The 16,629-nt window shown below is 34.2% G+C and carries 18 protein-coding genes and 3 pseudogenes; 6 read left to right on the top strand and 15 right to left on the bottom strand.

Translation table 11 applies throughout. From position 1 onward, the window contains the following. The first annotated feature begins 45 nt into the window (after window positions 1-45). The 5 genes from vrrA (at window position 46) to ACSKT4_RS11680 (ending at window position 3,030) form a co-directional block, all read left to right on the top strand. Window positions 46-531: a VrrA/YqfQ family protein gene (gene vrrA, locus ACSKT4_RS11660; RefSeq protein WP_186869732.1), complete on the top strand. Its 486-nt coding sequence runs from the start codon at window positions 46-48 to the stop codon at window positions 529-531. A 75-nt stretch (window positions 532-606) separates the two neighbouring features. Next, window positions 607-1,560, top strand: coding sequence for a peptide-methionine (R)-S-oxide reductase MsrB (msrB, locus tag ACSKT4_RS11665; protein ID WP_186869731.1), 954 nt, complete (start codon window positions 607-609; stop codon window positions 1,558-1,560). 53 nt (window positions 1,561-1,613) lie between these two features. Next, a complete protein-coding gene (locus tag ACSKT4_RS11670) occupies window positions 1,614-1,817 on the top strand; it encodes a DUF6501 family protein (RefSeq protein WP_186869730.1) in 204 nt (67 codons plus the stop codon). A 94-nt stretch (window positions 1,818-1,911) separates the two neighbouring features. Next, window positions 1,912-2,457: an NADPH-dependent FMN reductase gene (locus tag ACSKT4_RS11675; protein WP_186869729.1), complete on the top strand. Its 546-nt coding sequence runs from the start codon at window positions 1,912-1,914 to the stop codon at window positions 2,455-2,457. 333 nt (window positions 2,458-2,790) lie between these two features. Further along, the gene (locus ACSKT4_RS11680; RefSeq protein ID WP_186869728.1) at window positions 2,791-3,030 is read left to right on the top strand and encodes a DUF362 domain-containing protein; all 240 of its coding nucleotides are present in this window, start codon (window positions 2,791-2,793) and stop codon (window positions 3,028-3,030) included. A 35-nt stretch (window positions 3,031-3,065) separates the two neighbouring features. Here ACSKT4_RS11680 and ACSKT4_RS11685 read toward each other — a convergent pair whose 3' ends face one another. After that, entirely contained in the window at window positions 3,066-3,335 is a 270-nt protein-coding gene (locus ACSKT4_RS11685; RefSeq protein ID WP_186869727.1) for an acylphosphatase, read from the bottom strand. A 126-nt stretch (window positions 3,336-3,461) separates the two neighbouring features. On the opposite strand from ACSKT4_RS11685, the gene ACSKT4_RS11690 reads away from it, so the two are divergent. Continuing rightward, window positions 3,462-4,988 carry an FAD-dependent oxidoreductase gene (locus tag ACSKT4_RS11690; RefSeq protein ID WP_186869726.1) on the top strand — a complete coding sequence of 509 codons (1,527 nt, stop codon included), beginning with the start codon at window positions 3,462-3,464 and terminating at the stop codon, window positions 4,986-4,988. Window positions 4,989-5,052: 64 nt separating this feature from the next. Here the strand turns inward: ACSKT4_RS11690 and modB are convergent, their stop codons facing one another. From modB to ACSKT4_RS11760, 14 genes and pseudogenes are all read right to left on the bottom strand, one after another. Continuing rightward, window positions 5,053-5,733, bottom strand: a complete 681-nt coding sequence (gene modB / locus ACSKT4_RS11695) for a molybdate ABC transporter permease subunit (protein WP_186869725.1) — start codon at window positions 5,731-5,733, stop codon at window positions 5,053-5,055. Then, window positions 5,714-6,493 (bottom strand): molybdate ABC transporter substrate-binding protein, encoded by a 780-nt coding sequence (gene modA / locus ACSKT4_RS11700; protein ID WP_186869724.1) that lies wholly within the window; start codon window positions 6,491-6,493, stop codon window positions 5,714-5,716. Before modA ends, modB begins: the two co-directional genes overlap by 20 nt. Before the next feature lie 534 nt (window positions 6,494-7,027). Then, window positions 7,028-7,699 carry a tyrosine-type recombinase/integrase gene (locus ACSKT4_RS11705; protein WP_186869723.1) on the bottom strand — a complete coding sequence of 224 codons (672 nt, stop codon included), beginning with the start codon at window positions 7,697-7,699 and terminating at the stop codon, window positions 7,028-7,030. Window positions 7,700-7,705: 6 nt separating this feature from the next. Beyond that, window positions 7,706-8,005, bottom strand: a pseudogene (locus ACSKT4_RS11710) (site-specific integrase); the annotation flags it as partial. Between the two features lie 763 nt (window positions 8,006-8,768). Continuing rightward, window positions 8,769-9,098: pseudogene (locus ACSKT4_RS11715) on the bottom strand (tyrosine-type recombinase/integrase); the annotation flags it as partial. Window positions 9,099-9,220: 122 nt separating this feature from the next. Beyond that, window positions 9,221-9,877, bottom strand: a complete 657-nt coding sequence (locus ACSKT4_RS11720; RefSeq protein WP_186869722.1) for a hypothetical protein — start codon at window positions 9,875-9,877, stop codon at window positions 9,221-9,223. A gap of 162 nt (window positions 9,878-10,039) precedes the next feature. Then, the gene (locus ACSKT4_RS11725) at window positions 10,040-10,216 is read right to left on the bottom strand and encodes an HAD hydrolase-like protein (protein WP_366481077.1); all 177 of its coding nucleotides are present in this window, start codon (window positions 10,214-10,216) and stop codon (window positions 10,040-10,042) included. Between the two features lie 81 nt (window positions 10,217-10,297). Then, window positions 10,298-10,456: a hypothetical protein gene (locus ACSKT4_RS11730; protein ID WP_186869720.1), complete on the bottom strand. Its 159-nt coding sequence runs from the start codon at window positions 10,454-10,456 to the stop codon at window positions 10,298-10,300. Between the two features lie 177 nt (window positions 10,457-10,633). After that, window positions 10,634-11,599, bottom strand: coding sequence for an ornithine cyclodeaminase family protein (locus ACSKT4_RS11735; RefSeq protein ID WP_186869719.1), 966 nt, complete (start codon window positions 11,597-11,599; stop codon window positions 10,634-10,636). A 308-nt stretch (window positions 11,600-11,907) separates the two neighbouring features. Then, entirely contained in the window at window positions 11,908-12,969 is a 1,062-nt protein-coding gene (locus ACSKT4_RS11740; protein WP_465823432.1) for a threonine synthase, read from the bottom strand. A 445-nt stretch (window positions 12,970-13,414) separates the two neighbouring features. Next, entirely contained in the window at window positions 13,415-14,482 is a 1,068-nt protein-coding gene (locus ACSKT4_RS11745; protein WP_211741367.1) for a GNAT family N-acetyltransferase, read from the bottom strand. 483 nt (window positions 14,483-14,965) lie between these two features. Then, window positions 14,966-15,294: pseudogene (locus ACSKT4_RS11750) on the bottom strand (HIT domain-containing protein). 30 nt (window positions 15,295-15,324) lie between these two features. Beyond that, window positions 15,325-15,891 (bottom strand): aminoglycoside adenylyltransferase domain-containing protein, encoded by a 567-nt coding sequence (locus tag ACSKT4_RS11755; RefSeq protein WP_186871491.1) that lies wholly within the window; start codon window positions 15,889-15,891, stop codon window positions 15,325-15,327. Window positions 15,892-15,930: 39 nt separating this feature from the next. Further along, on the bottom strand, window positions 15,931-16,161 hold the full coding sequence (locus ACSKT4_RS11760) for a nucleotidyltransferase domain-containing protein (RefSeq protein WP_465823435.1): 231 nt from the start codon (window positions 16,159-16,161) through the stop codon (window positions 15,931-15,933). Between the last annotated feature and the right edge of the window lie 468 nt (window positions 16,162-16,629).

A 16,629-nucleotide genomic window follows, 5' to 3' on the forward strand; every position in this document is an offset into this window, starting at 1 on the left:
GCTTTACGATTCAGTACGTACAATGAACTAGATACAACTATTGAAATGAGGGATGGCAATATGGTATTCCCACCGCAGAGACAATCAAGAGGCAATTTCCCTAGAAACGATTTTCCATTTCCGAACTCTGGTTATCGTCAAATGCCACCAAGAAATAACCCGTTAGCAGGCTTAGTTCAGCAATTTTTAGGTAGGAGTGGGCCAAATGTTGGGCAAACACAGAACGTTGGCCAAATGGCTTCTAGGGGCGTAGAGGGTTTATCGAAGACATTAAATGGTGTGCAGCAAGTATTACGTGTAGTAGATACTGCTACACCATTAGTAAAACAATATGGACCACTTGTTCGAAATTTGCCTGCTATGTATCGGATGATGAAAGCATTTAACTCGATGGAAAGTTCGGATGCAGCAGAAGAAAGTAATGAGCTTGAAAGTCTAGAACAGGAGTCTATTACTACTAATACCATTGACGAGGAGTCTCCTGTAAGACGATCGAGAGAAGGGCAATCCACACCAAAATTATTTATCTAATAAGGCAGTAAACTTGATTTTTCGATGAAAAAAGGAAAAAATGAATTATAGTAGCAGTTTATGGAGGTAGTAAATATGACAGTTCAATTTGAAAAAGCCACTTTTGCAGGTGGATGCTTTTGGTGTATGGTAGAACCTTTTGACACTCGTCCTGGAATTAAACGGGTTGTTTCAGGATATACGGGAGGACATGTTGAATATCCAACCTATGAACAAGTTTGTTCCAATACTACTGGACATGTAGAAGCGGTACAAATTACCTTTGATCCAGAAATAATGCCATATGAACAATTACTCCAGACTTTTTGGCAACAAATTGATCCAACCGATCCTGGAGGCCAATTTAATGATCGAGGAGAATCTTATCAGACTGCGATTTTCTATCACAATGATGAACAAAAAAAAATGGCGGAGAAATCGAAGCAAGCATTAGCTGAAAGCGGTAAGTTCTCCAAACCTATCGTTACGAAGATTCTTCCTGCCAAGCCTTTTTATGAAGCAGAAGAAAGTCACCAAGATTACTATAAGAAGCAGTCCTTCCATTACCGGCTGTATAAAAAAGGCTCTGGCAGAGAGGATTTTCTAAAGAATACGTGGAAAATAGATAAATCTAACCTAAAGGAAAAGCTTACGCCACTTCAATATCACGTCACACAAGAAAAAGGGACTGAGCGTCCGTTTGAAAATGAGTATTGGGATAATCAAGAAGAGGGAATATATGTAGATATTATTTCCGGTAAACCGTTATTTTCTTCAAGAGACCAATATGATGCCGGATGTGGTTGGCCAAGCTTTACGAAGCCAATCGATAGCTATGAAATCGTAGAGGAACTCGATACGTCACATGGAATGATTCGAACTGAAATTCGCAGTAAAACTGCTGATTCTCATTTGGGACATGTATTTGAAGATGGGCCTACCGAACATGGAGGATTGCGTTATTGTATGAACTCTGCTGCAATGCGCTTCGTTCCGAAAGAGAAGATGGAAGAAGAAGGATATGGACATTTATTGAAATTATTTAATTAGAAAACTGAGTTTACCATAATTGCATTATGTTAACTGAAGGAGGAAAATGACTTATGATGCATCTAAAATGGGAGAATAACCCAACAATCAAACAAATAGAATGTGTACATGCTAACGCAAAGAAATTCATTGTAGATAATAAGTTAACACCTGGAAAAGTATACGATGTCAAAAACGAGACAGAAGAGTTCTATTTCATTTTTGATGATAGTAATCGTATTGCAGGATTTCGTAAAGATTACTTTAAAGAAATTTAATAGAGTCTGTACGATAATGGCAGAATTGCTGCCATTCCTACATAAGTAGTTTAATACAATCAGGAATGGAATCACAACTAATGGAGGTAATAAAATGAACGTTGTTACGTTAGTAGGAAGTATTCGAAAAGAGTCATTGAACATGAAAATTGCGAAATTCATGCAGGATCGTTACAAAGATAAATTTGATATGCAGATTTTAAATATTGATATACTACCATTTTATAATCAGGATGACGAAAATAATCCCCCACAAGTAGTGAAGGACTTTAAAAGAGAGATAGCGAATGCTGATGCTGTAATCATTGTAACGCCTGAGTATAATTGGTCGATTCCAGGGGTATTAAAGAATGCTCTAGATTGGGCTTCACGTGTGGAAAAAGTATTAGTAAATAAACCTGTATTTCCTCTAGGGGCTTCACAAGGAGTACTTGGAACAATTCGGGCACAACTTCATTTACGAGATATTTTATCCTCTACAGGTATTCAAGCAAGAATACTTCCACCAGGAGGAAATGAAGTGTTAATCAATTTAGCAGGACAAAAAGTAGATGTAGAGACGGATATGTTAACTGATCAAACAACTATCGAATTTTTGGATAGCAAAATTGATACGTTTATTGAATTTATTAATTCTTAATTCATAAAGGGGAAGAAGCTTACTCTTGCAGTAAGCTTCTTTTTTATTATAAATACAACTGATAAATCTAGCCATATTGTAAGACTAATCAGAAGTTGAGTGAATGTGACATTTGGATCTGCTTGCGTATTTAAAGGAAGTAGGACATGAAAGATATAATAGTCCGTCTTGTACATCTATCTCCTTATTACCTCTCCCTAAAGAAATCGTATGAAAAAAATGAAAAAGGTGATTCTATTAGTAATTGCTTGAACAAAAAATTGAACTTCTGTAGTATAATTACTATAATATGGCATTTATTGAGGTTTATATTTTGTAAAAGGAGGTTCTTACATGGCATTTGTTATTACGTCGCCTTGTAAAACAGAAAAAGCAGGGGAATGTGTTGAAGTTTGTCCTGTTGATTGTATAGAAGAAGGCAAAGATATGTTTTTTATTGATCCAGATATTTGTATTGATTGTGGAGCTTGTGAAGCAGTTTGTCCAGTAGAAGCTATCTATATGGAAGATGAAGTTCCAGAAGAGGAAAGTGAATATATCCTATTAAATCGTAAATTTTTTGAAGATCGTTAATTGTAAAACCGCTATCCGTTTGGAATAGCGGTTTCTTATTTTATATCAAATGCTTTATAGTGTTGATGCGTTTCATTTACAGTTACTTGTACATCATCAATTCGTATCAATGGATGAAAGCCTTCTTTTAATTGTTTTATATAAGCTGTGGTATGTGCTTTTGTACCTTCGATTTCCAATTCGACTCTACCATCTTCTAGATTTCTCACCCATCCCTTTAAATCATAGTCAATAGCCTTCTGTTTTGCTGCAAACCGAAATCCAACACCTTGAACGCGTCCACTAACGATAATATGAACATTCATCTTAATCCTCCTTGATTTAACAAGAATACCATATAAATCCATCGATTATTGGGGATACTGATTATAGATATTTTCATTATGACATATCAAACTAAATCATGCATGGTAAGAAGGAGTGGTTTATACATGGCGCAATCAAAAGAATTACCTCAGTTTCCAGAGCCATTTTGGCGGGAAATAGATATACCAAATTATCCGAAATTAGTAGAAGGTATGAAAGTCGATGTTGGAATTGTAGGGGGAGGCATTGTTGGTATAACGACAGCTTATTTACTTGCTAAGCAAAATGTAACGGTAGCTCTACTTGATGCAGGTAGAATTTTAAATGGAACTACCGGGCATACTACTGCAAAAATCACAGCCCAACATGGCCTCATTTATGATGAGTTTATCCAACATTTTGGGGAAGAAAAGGCGAAATTATATTATGAAGCACAAATGGAAGCGAAAGAATTTGTAGAAGCTACAGCGAAGGAATTGGACATTAATTGTGACTTGGAAGAACAGGATGCGATTATTTATACAAATTCGGATGACTATGTTAATCAGCTAGAAACGGAGAAAAAAGCGTATGATACATTAGGGATTGATAGTGAATTAACGGATTCGATACCGCTAAAGGTGCAGCATAAATTAGCATTGATAATGAAAAATCAAGCGCAATTCCACCCATTGAAATTCTTAAGTGTACTGGCTAAAGAAGCGGTAAAACATGGTGCACAAATTTTTGAGAATACTACTGCAGTTGATGTAGAGTATAATAAGCATCCCGCAATCATTACGAGAGAGGGACATCGAGTTATTTGTGGGAATATATTTGTCGCTTCCCATTTTCCATTTTATGATGGGCAAGGTTTCTACCCTGCTAGAATGTATGCAGAGAGAGCATATGTTTTAGCAATTAAATCGAAGAAGAACTATCCTGGTGGAATGTATATTACAGCTGAGGAGCCTACTCGTTCTCTACGATCTATTACGATAAATGGTGAGGAAGCTTGGCTTGTTATAGGGGATAATCATAAAACAGGTCAAGGTAAGTCCACAATCGAACATTACAAAGCATTACAGGATTTTGCAGAAGCCCATATCGGTGTGGAAGAAATTTTATATCGCTGGTCCGCACAAGATTTAACAACACTAGATAAACTTCCATATATAGGTAGAATTTCGGAGGAAGAAGATAAGATTTTCGTTGCTACAGGATTTCGGAAATGGGGAATGTCAAATGGTATTCTGGCCGCTAAAATTATCTCGGACAAGATTTTAGGTCATGAAAATCCATATACTGAATTATTCTCACCTTCTCGATTCCAAACAGACCCTTCCTTACGTAAGTTTGCGCGAATTAATGCCGATGTAGCCAAGCATTTAATTAAAGGAAAGTTAGAGTTTACGGATAATAGTATTAAATCACTTTCCAAGGATGACGCCACCGTTACACGAATCAATGGAAAAAGGGCAGGTGTCTATAAGGATCCAGAAGATAAATACCATTGTGTGGATACGACATGTACCCATATGGGGTGTGAAGTAGAGTGGAATTCTGGAGAAAGAACCTGGGATTGTCCATGTCATGGTTCTAGATTTTCTTACACTGGTGAGGTAGTAGAGGGACCAGCGAAGCGGCCATTAGAACGAATTGATTTGGAGTAGGATAAAGATAGTTGCTCGAACAAAAATAAGCCGTACAGCTTCTAGTTCGCTGTATGGCTTATTTTTATTCTTCTCTAACTCGCACAAATAGCAACATGATAAATGATAGTAAAACTATCGAAAAAACCCATAGCCATGCCAACGTAAGGTTACCAGACTCCATTGCAACATAGATTGCGGTAGGTATAGTTTGGGTTACACCGGGTATATTCCCCGCGAACATTAAGGTAGCGCCGAATTCACCTAATGCACGTGCGAAACTTAATATGCATCCAGTGATGAGCACCTTTGATGCCAGAGGAATCGAAACAAATAATAATAGCTTGCATTCACTTGCACCATCCAACCTAGCCGCAGCTTCAATATCTTTATCCACACCTTGGAAGGCTGATTTTGCTGATTGATACATGAGTGGAAAGGCAACGATTGAAGCTGCAACAACAGCAGCGTACCAAGTAAACATAATAGGTTGATGAAATAACCATTCCATTATTTTACCAATAAAACTATTTCTTCCAAATACGACAATAAGAAAAAATCCAACAACAGTAGGAGGGAGGACGATTGGTAACATCATGATAGTTTCGATTATTGCTTTTCCTTTAAAAGATATTCTAGCGAAAAGTCGTCCGATTAACGTACCGATTAGAATGACCAGAATACCAGAGATTGTAGCAACTTTTAGAGACAACCATATCGGATTTAGAAATTCTTCTGATACTAAACTAGTGAGTAATGAATCCATAATGTTCGAATACCTCTAATGAATTTTGGTTTTGTAAATATTGATAGAAATCTCTAGCAGCTTCATAGTTCTTCGTATCGTGAATAATCCCGACTGGATAGGAAATAGGTGAATGCGATGATGGGTCTGCGGTAGCGATAATGGCCACTTTCTCAGACAGCAATGCATCTGTTTTATATACGATACCAGCTTCTACATTACCGGTTTCTACATAAGCTAGTACTTGTCTAACATCCTTCGCATAAACAAACTTGGATTGAAGATCACTCCATAGATTGTAAAATTCAAGTGCTTCTTTAGCATATTTACCAGCTGGAACCGTATCTGGTGTACCGATTGAAATACGCTGTACATCATCTTGAAGTAAGTCCTCAAATTCGGAACTTCCATTATGTTCAATCGGAGCAACTAGTACGAGCTCATTTTTCAGCAATTGGGTACTATCTTCCTTCTTAATGAATCCATCTTCAACTAGACTATTAAATTTATCCTCTGCCGCTGAAAAAAAGATATCAGCAGGAGCACCTTGCGCAATTTGTTGCTGTAAGGATCCTGATCCACCAAAGTTAAATCGAATATTCACATGAGGATTTTCATCCTCGTATAATTGTTTAATATCTTCTAGAGCATCTTTCAGACTGACTGCAGCTGATACGGTGAGATCAACTTTATTTGATTGGTTTACGGAATGGTTCGAGCAAGCGGTTATTATCAGAATCAATAGAAGTATGGATAAAATAGGTTTTTTTTTATGTAGCACGCACTTCCACCTCGCTTGAAGAATCTAGCAATCTATTTATAGTTTACTATAATAATTACCATTTTTGTTTACTAATTAAATAGAAAGGAAGGAATAATGGGCTCGTATATGGCATGCATGCTGTAGAAGTGTATGGGGAAAGTGGTTTGTTTAATTCGGAAATATATCAATAAGTAGAAAATAGTATAGAGCATAGTATAAATTAATATTTGCAAAAAATCACGAGTGTCATTTTATACGAACATTGCTTTTGGAATTTCAAGAGGTGATAAATAAATTGTTGATCATCACTATAGTTAACCATAATTTATTTATGTAAACTTATAAAATCATTCATTAAGTTTGTAAAAAATCGTATGCTGTAAGAAGAGAATTCTAAGAGAATTATCTGGGTGGTTGTACATAAATACAAAGTAAATTCCCCTGAGAACGAAGTGGAATTAAAAAAAACAGTCCCAAAACCCAATAATATCAAGGTTTTACGACTGTTTTTATGCACTGAAAAACATAAGTAATTAGAGGTTTTCGAGTGTTTTAATGAAAGAATCGGGATACATCTTTGTTCTTCATCGCTCTTTTCTTCTGTTCATTGTTAACATGCGTATAAATCTGAGTTGTATTAAGATTGGTATGCCCCATCAGTTGCTGAATTGTCACTAAATCTATACCTTCACGAACCATCCCGGTTCCAAAAGAATGCCGTAATTTATGAGAAGATAATTTCTTTTGCTTTAAATAATGAAAGCCTGGTTGTTGGGTTAACCGTTCAAAGGTTTCTTCCGTTATTTCTTGAATTCTCCTTCTGGAAATACGAGTTCCACGCTTTGAAAGAAAAAAGGCATTTGCATGATCGGGCTTCGGAACTCCTCGATACATTTTCTCGTATTCTAACAACAGTTGATACAATGGAATGGGGAGGGGGATATAACGTGTTTTGTTTCCCTTTCCCAATACCTCGATACCAGGTTCGTCTTCATCACGAATTAAATCCGATAAGTTTAGATTATAAACTTCTACTACTCGTAATCCAGCCAAACTCATTAACATAAGAATACATCTATTTCGGATGTGATATTGTCCTGGTGCAATGGATAAAAGAAATTGTTCTAGCTCTTTGTCACTTAGATATGTAGGCAGGCGACCATTTTCTTGTTTGGCCATATCTACTTCTAAAGCCGGATTATATGATAGATATTCTGCCTTCACTAGGGATTTTAAAAAAGTACGAAGGGTCATTAACCGTCTATTTCGGCTAGATTTTGCTGCGTTTTGATGCTGCTTTCTTAAAAACGATGCTATATCTCTTTTAGATACGATGTTCAGCCCAACACATTCGCTTTTACCAAGATTTATATACTCCAGGAATAGCTTTACATCATAAAAGTAAGAGTGGATCGTAAAATCGGAATATCCTAAATCCTCTAAGTAAGTTTGGAATATTTCTAACTCTTCATCATAGTACGAAAGAATTTCTTGTTTTTGATCTGTAGTAATATTTTCGGCTATTTTCAGTGTATGTCACTCCTTTGATAGATAATCGATGACCTTATTATACTGTAATTTCATTCTAACCGCACATAATAACAATTATGTGCGGTTAGATGGTAGAAAATGGGTGTAATATTGTTATAAATATATTATATTTGTCATATTTTTTGCTCAATTAAAGAACATTTAAGCAGTGAAGGAGTGATCTAGAACCATGACAATGGATAAAAAGGGATTATTGTGTAAATTAAGCAAGCCGGAGTTATTGTGTTGTTAGAAGAAATAGAAGCAAAAGATATTATTTGTGAAAATATCACTAGGGATTAAGAAAAAAATGGCTTTGGTCGTCGAATTTAACGGCATGATCTACGAATTGATGCATGGAAATGTATAAGTTTAGAAATGGACAAGTTATCAAAGTATATAATGTGAGCATTAGAAACTAACATATTAAAATATTTAATCGAGTAAAGCCACAAAATAAACTTTAAATATTATGTAACAGTAATTATGAGCTATAGATACAGATTTAGACAAGTGTTATTTAGTCTAAGTAGAATGATTGGCCGGCGTACCCATTAGAATAATTCGATAGCCAAACGATTTTTAGATAAAACACATTGTATGGTTAAATAATTTTAAGCGTGTTATAAAATAAAATTTAATATGTAAAATAGCGTTTTTTTAATTTTGTCTCACTATCATGAGTATACTTTATTTATGAGATGAGTTTTAGTGATTTCTTAATAACTTCCCATAATAAGTATTATGTAAACTAGATAAAATTATGAACGGATAAGGCTGGTTTACCAAAAGCTTTTGCATATTTTTCAATAGACCGTCCCGTTAGTCTTCTTGTGGTGCCTTTTGGTCCCATCGTTGCTGCAATGAATAGAGCTTTGTACTTTTTGCCAACCAGGTATTTATCTTTCCGAACAGTTAAATCTTCCTTTAAATCTATGCTTGCTTGTTCACTGAAATATACATATTGCTCTTTATTCCCTTTTCTAATCACTCTTACAGTGTTCTTCTTCCAATCGATATCATCCAGATCAATGATAACCACTTCCGAAAGGCGTAGTCCGGAACCAAGGATTAATGATACTATTGCAGTATTTAACTAAACTGCTCTGTTACTAATAACTCTACAACCCAATAGTAATATAATATTCCAAATATATTGAAGCAGATAAAAAGACGATCTGATTTAAAGACCGCCTTGTTCAACTTTTGCACCCGTTAGTCGATTATTATCTCAATATTCTCCTCGCTAATTGTTACATTTTCTTTTTTAGAAACAATCCTAATAATATTTTTAACTATTTGTTGAATTGTCGCTTCATCAATCTTTGCATCCTTTGGTAAATCTACTGATACGTCAATATTTTCTCCAAAAGAATCAGAGCCAGATCCTACCATTATTTCTATTGAATCCTTTTCAAGTCCGGTTTGTTTAGCAATAGATGCTATTAGTTCATATTTAATTTGGTTTAATACATTTAATATAAAGTCTGTTCCTGTCATTAGTTCAAATAACTCTGATGAAACTTCTTCAGGTAACTTTACATAAATACTAATATCTCGATTAATTATTTCTAAATTTTTTCCTTTAGGTGTAATCCAAATAAGATAATTATAATTTAATTTATAATCTGGTTCGTGTTCAAGAGATACATCTATGTTCGTTTCCCATCTTGCACTTTTAAAGATATCCATAACCTTTTGGACAATTTTATCATCTTCTATCTTGTTGATGACCACATAATCATTTGAGGATTCATCTCCTACTCTTTCTTCTATAACAAGAGTGGAATTTTTATTGAAGTTTACAACATCCTTTTGACTACATCCAGATATACTCAACAAAATTATTATCAAGAAGATAAGTTTTTTCAAAATTAGAATCTCCCTTTTTCTTTTTCAACTCTTCTGCCCCTTTAGTTGAAGTACTTAATATTCTTAATGTTATATGTATTTTAGCATAAATATCCAATTGTTAAGGACAATGTTAAAGGTCCGACTGAAGAAATCAATCATATTATAAAGAAATTCTTTAAATTACATTCTTCTATCAAAACCAACATTTTCAGCAGAAAGTATATCACTCAATCTATTTCCAATAATGTAACACTTATTTAAGTCTAAATTATTATCTTTTTTAGCCTGCTCCAATAAGGCAGTTTGAGGCTTACGACACTTACCGTTATCCTCTGGTTTATGGGGACAATAATAAATTCAGTTTAGAAAAGCATACTTTTTTCTGCTTCATCTTTTTGCACCCCTCAAGAAAGATCTCTTCAGTGAACTTACCCATCCCTATCCAACTTTGGTTAGTAAAAGAAAAACCTTTATTCCTTGTCTATTAAGAAGGTTTATGGCCCTAGCTGAATAATCATATAGACTAAAATCTAAGGGATGTACTCCTCCACCTTCCCCACCAATTGTTCCACCACGATCTACGAACACTCCAATCATGTGGTTACCACCTTCTTTAACATAATATCCCACAGCCATAATTGATATCTTTCATTTAAAAAGAGGCTATCAATTGACGACCGCCTTGTTTCTATAGCTTACAGAAGAATTCCTATAAAAATTAACCTTACAGAAACCAATTGTTTGAAGTTAAATATTCTTTTTTTGAGCTTATTGTTATTGTAAGAAGTTAATTCTTAATCCAATTTCATCCTTAATGGCTTGTTGATATACCATCCAAGCTCCAACTAAATCTTGAAAGGGTAATCCAACCATGCCAAAAATCGTTATTTGATCATCATTTCTTCTTCCAAGGTTCTTATTGTCGATTACTTCTCCAAGTTCTGCATCAATTTCTCTTACATCTAACCCGACTCCTCCTATAGCTCCCATACTTACAGCAAGCTCCCTATCATCACAAATGAACAAGGATTTTTCTATTAACTCGGCACTTACCTCCGCTTTATTAGGCTCGTCAGGTCCCAGTGTGGTGATATGAGTACCTTTCTTAATCATATTGGAAAAAAGAAATGGCTTTTTTGACCATGTAGCACAAATGATAATATCTGCATCAACAACTGATTGATCTAGACTTTGACAAATAGTAAATGATGAATGAATTTCTTGTTGTAGATTTGAAATCATTCGCTTAGCATTCTCTTTATTTTCGTCAAAAATAAAGATCTCCGAAATTTCCCTTAACATACTTAATGCTCTTAATTGTTGAGTTCCTTGTACTCCAGCACCAATTATAGCTACCTTATTTGCATCTTTACGTGCTAAAAAGTGTGTTCCAATCGCACCAGATAATCCGGTACGAACTGAAGTTATATATGTTGAGTCCATTATTGATAATAATGACCCTGAATATAAATCGTGAAGATGAATGACCCCTTTAATAGAGGGTGTTTCTGAAGGAAATTTGGTATGATTCTTTATTGTAAAAGCGGGTATGTTAGCAAGCAACCCTGGAAATAGTATCATGGCACTTGAGTTATCATACTTTAAAGAGGAACGAACACGAAGCCCATTTCTTTCTTTTCTTTTGGAGTAATATCTGAAGGCTTCCACTAAATCCTTATACAATTGATTAATGTCTAATAATCTTTCCACTTCACTTTTTGTAAGTAGTATAGTTTCCAAGATACGATTACCCACTTTCTTTTAAATATGGTAATAATTTAATCTCAAACTAGCCCAATTGCTCCTTATCGCTATTCATTAATAATAACAAAATATTGCTAATCTTATCACCGACTAATCAATAAGAAGGCAATTCTTTTTTCTTAATTTCCTTTCACTCTTGCACCCGTTTCTTTAACACGTAATTAATGAACACGTAATTTATGGTAATCGATAAATCAGCTCTACAATTTAGGCTAATTCCTTATAACCATTTGAAGAAATAATTAAAAGAATCTTGTCATCTTTTTTAATTTCTTCCTTTTGAATTAACGATTTAAAGCACCTAATACCAAAGACGAAGACCTTTCGGCATATATGCCATACTTACCTAAATGTTCCTGTTCATTAATTGCATTAAAAGATGGTACAACTTCGACTTTTCCTTTTGAGTTTTTAATGGCTTGGATAGATTGGTATGTTACAGTTGTTCCCCCAACTGACGGGGTATGCGTCGAATCCCCTTCAAAATTATCAGTATATTTGTCCCCACCTAAAACAGCTTTCAATCTAGGAAAAGGTTCGACAGCAATCAATTTTGGTATATCACATATCAGACCATTTTCTAATGCTTCATTAAATCCTTTCCACACTCCCCAAAGCAAATCCCCTCTGGAAGAAGGAATAATAATTATATTTGGTAGCTGTTCAAAATCCTCTATAATTTCAAAAGCCAAAGTTTTCAAACCCTGTACTCCAAATGGATTACTTCCTACGGGCGGATTGATGAAATTAGTAGCAGGATACCATTCATTCCTTAATACATATCTTTGTAAATGTTCCCATCTATCCATCGGCTTGTGTTTATAAATTATTTCTGCCCCCGTTTGTACAATTGCTTGTTTCCAAATGGGATTCATATTTTTCGTAGTTAATACTACACATTTTAAGTTCGCAGCTGCTGAATATGTTGCAATAGATACTCCAGCATTACCACTCGAAGCCACAGCTACTGTTTCGAATCCTAATGATATAGCCCTTGCTACTACAAAGGGACTATACCTATCTTTGTGAGATCCAGTAGGATTTTGACCTTCGTTTTTAATCCACAAATTTTCAAGTCCCAATTCATCTCCTAGTCTTTTCATCCTTACTGTTGGCGTACTACCTTCACCAATTGTCGGAAAATCTAAATAGGGAAGTACATCAGTATACTTTTTAAAACCAGACTGGTTATTATTCAAGTTGAAATTTTTATAGTTTAAGGAGACGCTAGATGGCTTTCCTTTTTCAAAGCATCTTGGACATCCTATAAAATAGTCCTTTAACGGATATCTGTGGTAACATTTAATACATTCAATGCACTCTACATTAGGATTAATTTTATACATTTTTCTCAACTCCGATTAATAAATAATTCCAAGTATAACTTTCCCTGCTTCAACAATCCTGCTCTGTTACTTCAATAACTCTACAAATCAATACTAACATAATATTCAAAATATATTATTGGAATTTTACCATAAGAAAAAGGCGACCTTCATAGATCACCTTGCTTCACTATAGCACCCTATAGTGCAATAAAAGAAGAGCTTCTATTAGCTGTACCAAAAGCCATGGGAGCATCATTTTGAACTTATAAAAACGCAGAGCTACAAACTTAACAAGACCCAAATAAAAAAAGAAAACTAAATTAAAGGACATAACCTATTTTATATGACTAATATGTTATGTCCTCTCTTGTTCAACTAACGTGCACCCACCAGTTTAAGTGTAATCTTTGACAGCCATGTTATTTCTTGCTGTTTTCCTCTGGAATCTGGCGTTTTTATTAGTTCATAACTTTGATTCAAGGTCATCAGTTGTTAATATTTTTATGAAGTTTTTCCACTCTATTCTCTCTTGGAAAGATGCAAATCCTCCAAAATCCAAAAAGCCTTTATTCAAAAATTTCGGCTTCGTTTCTGCGAGACATTTAATGTTTTGCATGGTCTTTTCCATATTATTCGCATATCCCCAACATTTCGCTGCTTGCTCATAATATACGGATTCCATTCCATTCATTTTTTCATAATGAAGTGCCCATTCACTCCACTGTTCATTATTTAAGTCCGTCACATTTTCAATTGGTGGATATGGAGTGAAACAACTATATTCCTTTATTTTCTTGAATCCTACCTTTTCAGCTATGGTGTAGGAACCTATATTAGAATCCACACAATGCCATCCTATTTCCTTTATTCCATTAGATATACAAGCACTTACGGTAGCTGCACAACAAATAGACCCTAATCCTTTCCTTCTAAAGTCTTTATGTGTCGTTATCCCTATTTCAATTCTATCTCCTACGATACAATCTACTAAACACCAGCATACAATTTTATTGCCTGTTCTTATATAAGATCCCAGACAATAGTCTTTTACATCATGAATGTTACTAAAAATATACCAATCTTTAATTGCTTTACTATTTTCATATTGTATCTGCTCGAGATTATCAGAATAAACATACTCCAAAGTGTATTTTTCATCCAAATCTTCCAAAAAATCATCATAGAGTAGTTCATCAAACTGGTAATATCTTCGCTTATATTTCTTCATAGCTACATTACAATGGATATCATGTATTTTTCTTTCCCATTCTTTAGAGTCACAAGTAACTGGGTCAAAGAAATGAAGTTTCTTTTTAATTTCTCCATTAAATAAATGATTGTTCGCATTATCCGCAACTACATTACATTCTGGTGTCACTATTAGTGTTGACGAAGGCTCTATTACATTATCTACATAAATTTTCCCTGGTACATTTCCCGTTATCACTGCATCAATAGATAGTTCATGATTTGTATTTTCAATCAACTTGGGTATTTTATCATAATCACTATTTTCCAATTCAAATATCAAATTAACAACCCTCCATGTTTTCAAGATTAAAGCTGCACGCTCTTTGTTATGTCACCTCTCTTCAGAAGAGAAGAATAACAACGAAGTTATAAAATGCGACCGCATTCTCAACATTAATATGATTAGAAATAAAAAAGCCACAGAGTTATATAAATAACCCTGTAGCTAATGCTTAAAATCATACAAAAGCCCATGCTCACAATTGCCAAGTTTTAATCATGAGGATAAAATTAAAATCTCTTCCTTAATCCGCTTGAATGAGAGGCAATTTTTTTAACTTTCAAGGTTATCTCCTCTAAAATTCGCATTGTTACCTCTCACTCCCTTCTTTAATGTTAAGAAAATTATAACATCTCTTTATTTTAAAATCAAACTCGGATTCCAAAACGCTTATTAAATAATCCTGCCCCGTTAGTTAGTACAATAAGAAGAAAAGCTGTCGATCAATCTCATCTTCAAATCTTGCAACCTTTAGTTTAATACCTATCCCAACGGTGCTCCAGAGACTATATGCCAATGGAGATGTTTTGAGTCCTGATAATTCCCTAAGTTTGTAATTACTCTACAGGCTCCGTTTTCTACGGTAACCATAGTAGCAACCTTTTTAATTACTCCCAGTAGTTCTAATAATAATTCATTATCTCTATCTTGCAATGTAATTAACGAAGGGATATGTTTCTTTGGTATTGCAATGATATGGACTGGCCAAAAAGTTTTGTATGATAATAGGCTAATGCGTTTTCCGTCTCCAACACCATTCTTACTTGGGTTTTACCACTTAATACTTCATCACAATAAAAAGCTTCAGTCATAACAATCCTCCTATAAAAGACTCATATTTGTTAGGTTAAATTTTTCTCTATCATTTTATTGCAATGTGTAATCAAATATTTTGAGAATCTTATAGTTTTATCAATCCGCTCCCAATCTGAACGGAAAATACTTGCCTTTATACCTTTACGTATATTCATTGCTTCCTCTATGATACTGTGCCATTCATATGGAATTTGCGTTAATCCATATTCACCAGCGTCCAACTTAGAAACAATGTCGTACTCCTTTAGTGTAAAGAACTGACGTAGTAATCCAAGAACGGTCCATTCTATTTCATAATCAATTTGGTTCGTAGGCATTGCAACTAAGTCATTAATTGAATTCTCTGCAGTTTTAATCCTATTAGCCCAATATGCATTCATATTTTTAAGTACATAAGAAACTAATTGTTGTGGTTGAATATCAAACTCAAAATCTTTAGGGTCTGGTCCTAATATGTTTATTCCATTGTTTTTTAACATCCACCAAGTTACAGGGTTAAAATTAAAGTAAAAATCACCGAAAGATAGTTTTTCACTGTTATAAAAATGATATTTACGGTTAAAATCACTACTGTTAGTATAGAGTTTTCCCATATCGCTCCAGTGAATATAAACACCGTCCAATTCTGGTTTTTAGTATTTTTTTGCAATCGTTGAATGAATATAAGATAAAACAGTTGAATCTTCCTCAACTAAAGGACGGTTTGTTATAGTGATAAAATCAATATCACTTGAATCATCTACATATGCATCTAGGGCAATAGATCCATGTATATATACCCCTTCTATTGTTTCAGGTAAATGTTCATTAAATAAGGTAATATACTCATTTAATACTGTTTCAACCATACGTGGTATTGCCATTTAATCCCCCCTAATTGTTTGGTTTTTGTTTCTATTTTTCAACCTAATACTTTTAATTTCTTGAGATTACTTATACACTCACTTGTTTTATTAACCAGCTATTTTAGTAAAATATCGATATGAAGACCGCCTTTTTCAACTAACCTGCCCCGTTACTTCAATAACTCTACAACCCAATAATAACATAATATTCCAAATATATTGAAGCAAATAGCAAGACGATCTGATTTAAAGACCGCCTTGTTCAACTCTAACACCCGTTACTTGAATATCAATTATTTGTTTCTGTGTAGTTATCGTTAGAAAATCTTAAAAATATTTTAGTTAAAAAACGGAGAATTAAATAAACAATGAAATAATTAAATACAAAACCTCCCTCAATAAAGTTAATTTTTCTTCCAAATACTCGCGTATTCTCAATATTTTATAAACACTAGTTAGTTGACACACCTTATAGATAGTTAAAAA

This window comes from Ornithinibacillus liuyingii, from assembly GCF_055550225.1.

Excerpts from the sequence above, each read along its gene's own strand:
- vrrA (WP_186869732.1), top strand. The coding sequence starts at position 46 with ATGAGGGATGGCAATATGGTATTCCCACCGCAGAGACAATCAAGAGGC.
- msrB (WP_186869731.1), top strand. The coding sequence starts at position 607 with ATGACAGTTCAATTTGAAAAAGCCACTTTTGCAGGTGGATGCTTTTGG.
- ACSKT4_RS11670 (WP_186869730.1), top strand. The coding sequence starts at position 1,614 with ATGATGCATCTAAAATGGGAGAATAACCCAACAATCAAACAAATAGAA.
- ACSKT4_RS11675 (WP_186869729.1), top strand. The coding sequence starts at position 1,912 with ATGAACGTTGTTACGTTAGTAGGAAGTATTCGAAAAGAGTCATTGAAC.
- ACSKT4_RS11680 (WP_186869728.1), top strand. The coding sequence starts at position 2,791 with ATGGCATTTGTTATTACGTCGCCTTGTAAAACAGAAAAAGCAGGGGAA.
- ACSKT4_RS11685 (WP_186869727.1), bottom strand. The coding sequence starts at position 3,335 with ATGAATGTTCATATTATCGTTAGTGGACGCGTTCAAGGTGTTGGATTT.
- ACSKT4_RS11690 (WP_186869726.1), top strand. The coding sequence starts at position 3,462 with ATGGCGCAATCAAAAGAATTACCTCAGTTTCCAGAGCCATTTTGGCGG.
- modB (WP_186869725.1), bottom strand. The coding sequence starts at position 5,733 with ATGGATTCATTACTCACTAGTTTAGTATCAGAAGAATTTCTAAATCCG.
- ACSKT4_RS11730 (WP_186869720.1), bottom strand. The coding sequence starts at position 10,456 with ATGATTGGAGTGTTCGTAGATCGTGGTGGAACAATTGGTGGGGAAGGT.
- ACSKT4_RS11740 (WP_465823432.1), bottom strand. The coding sequence starts at position 12,969 with ATGTATAAAATTAATCCTAATGTAGAGTGCATTGAATGTATTAAATGT.
- ACSKT4_RS11755 (WP_186871491.1), bottom strand. The coding sequence starts at position 15,891 with ATGGGAAAACTCTATACTAACAGTAGTGATTTTAACCGTAAATATCAT.
- ACSKT4_RS11760 (WP_465823435.1), bottom strand. The coding sequence starts at position 16,161 with ATGGCAATACCACGTATGGTTGAAACAGTATTAAATGAGTATATTACC.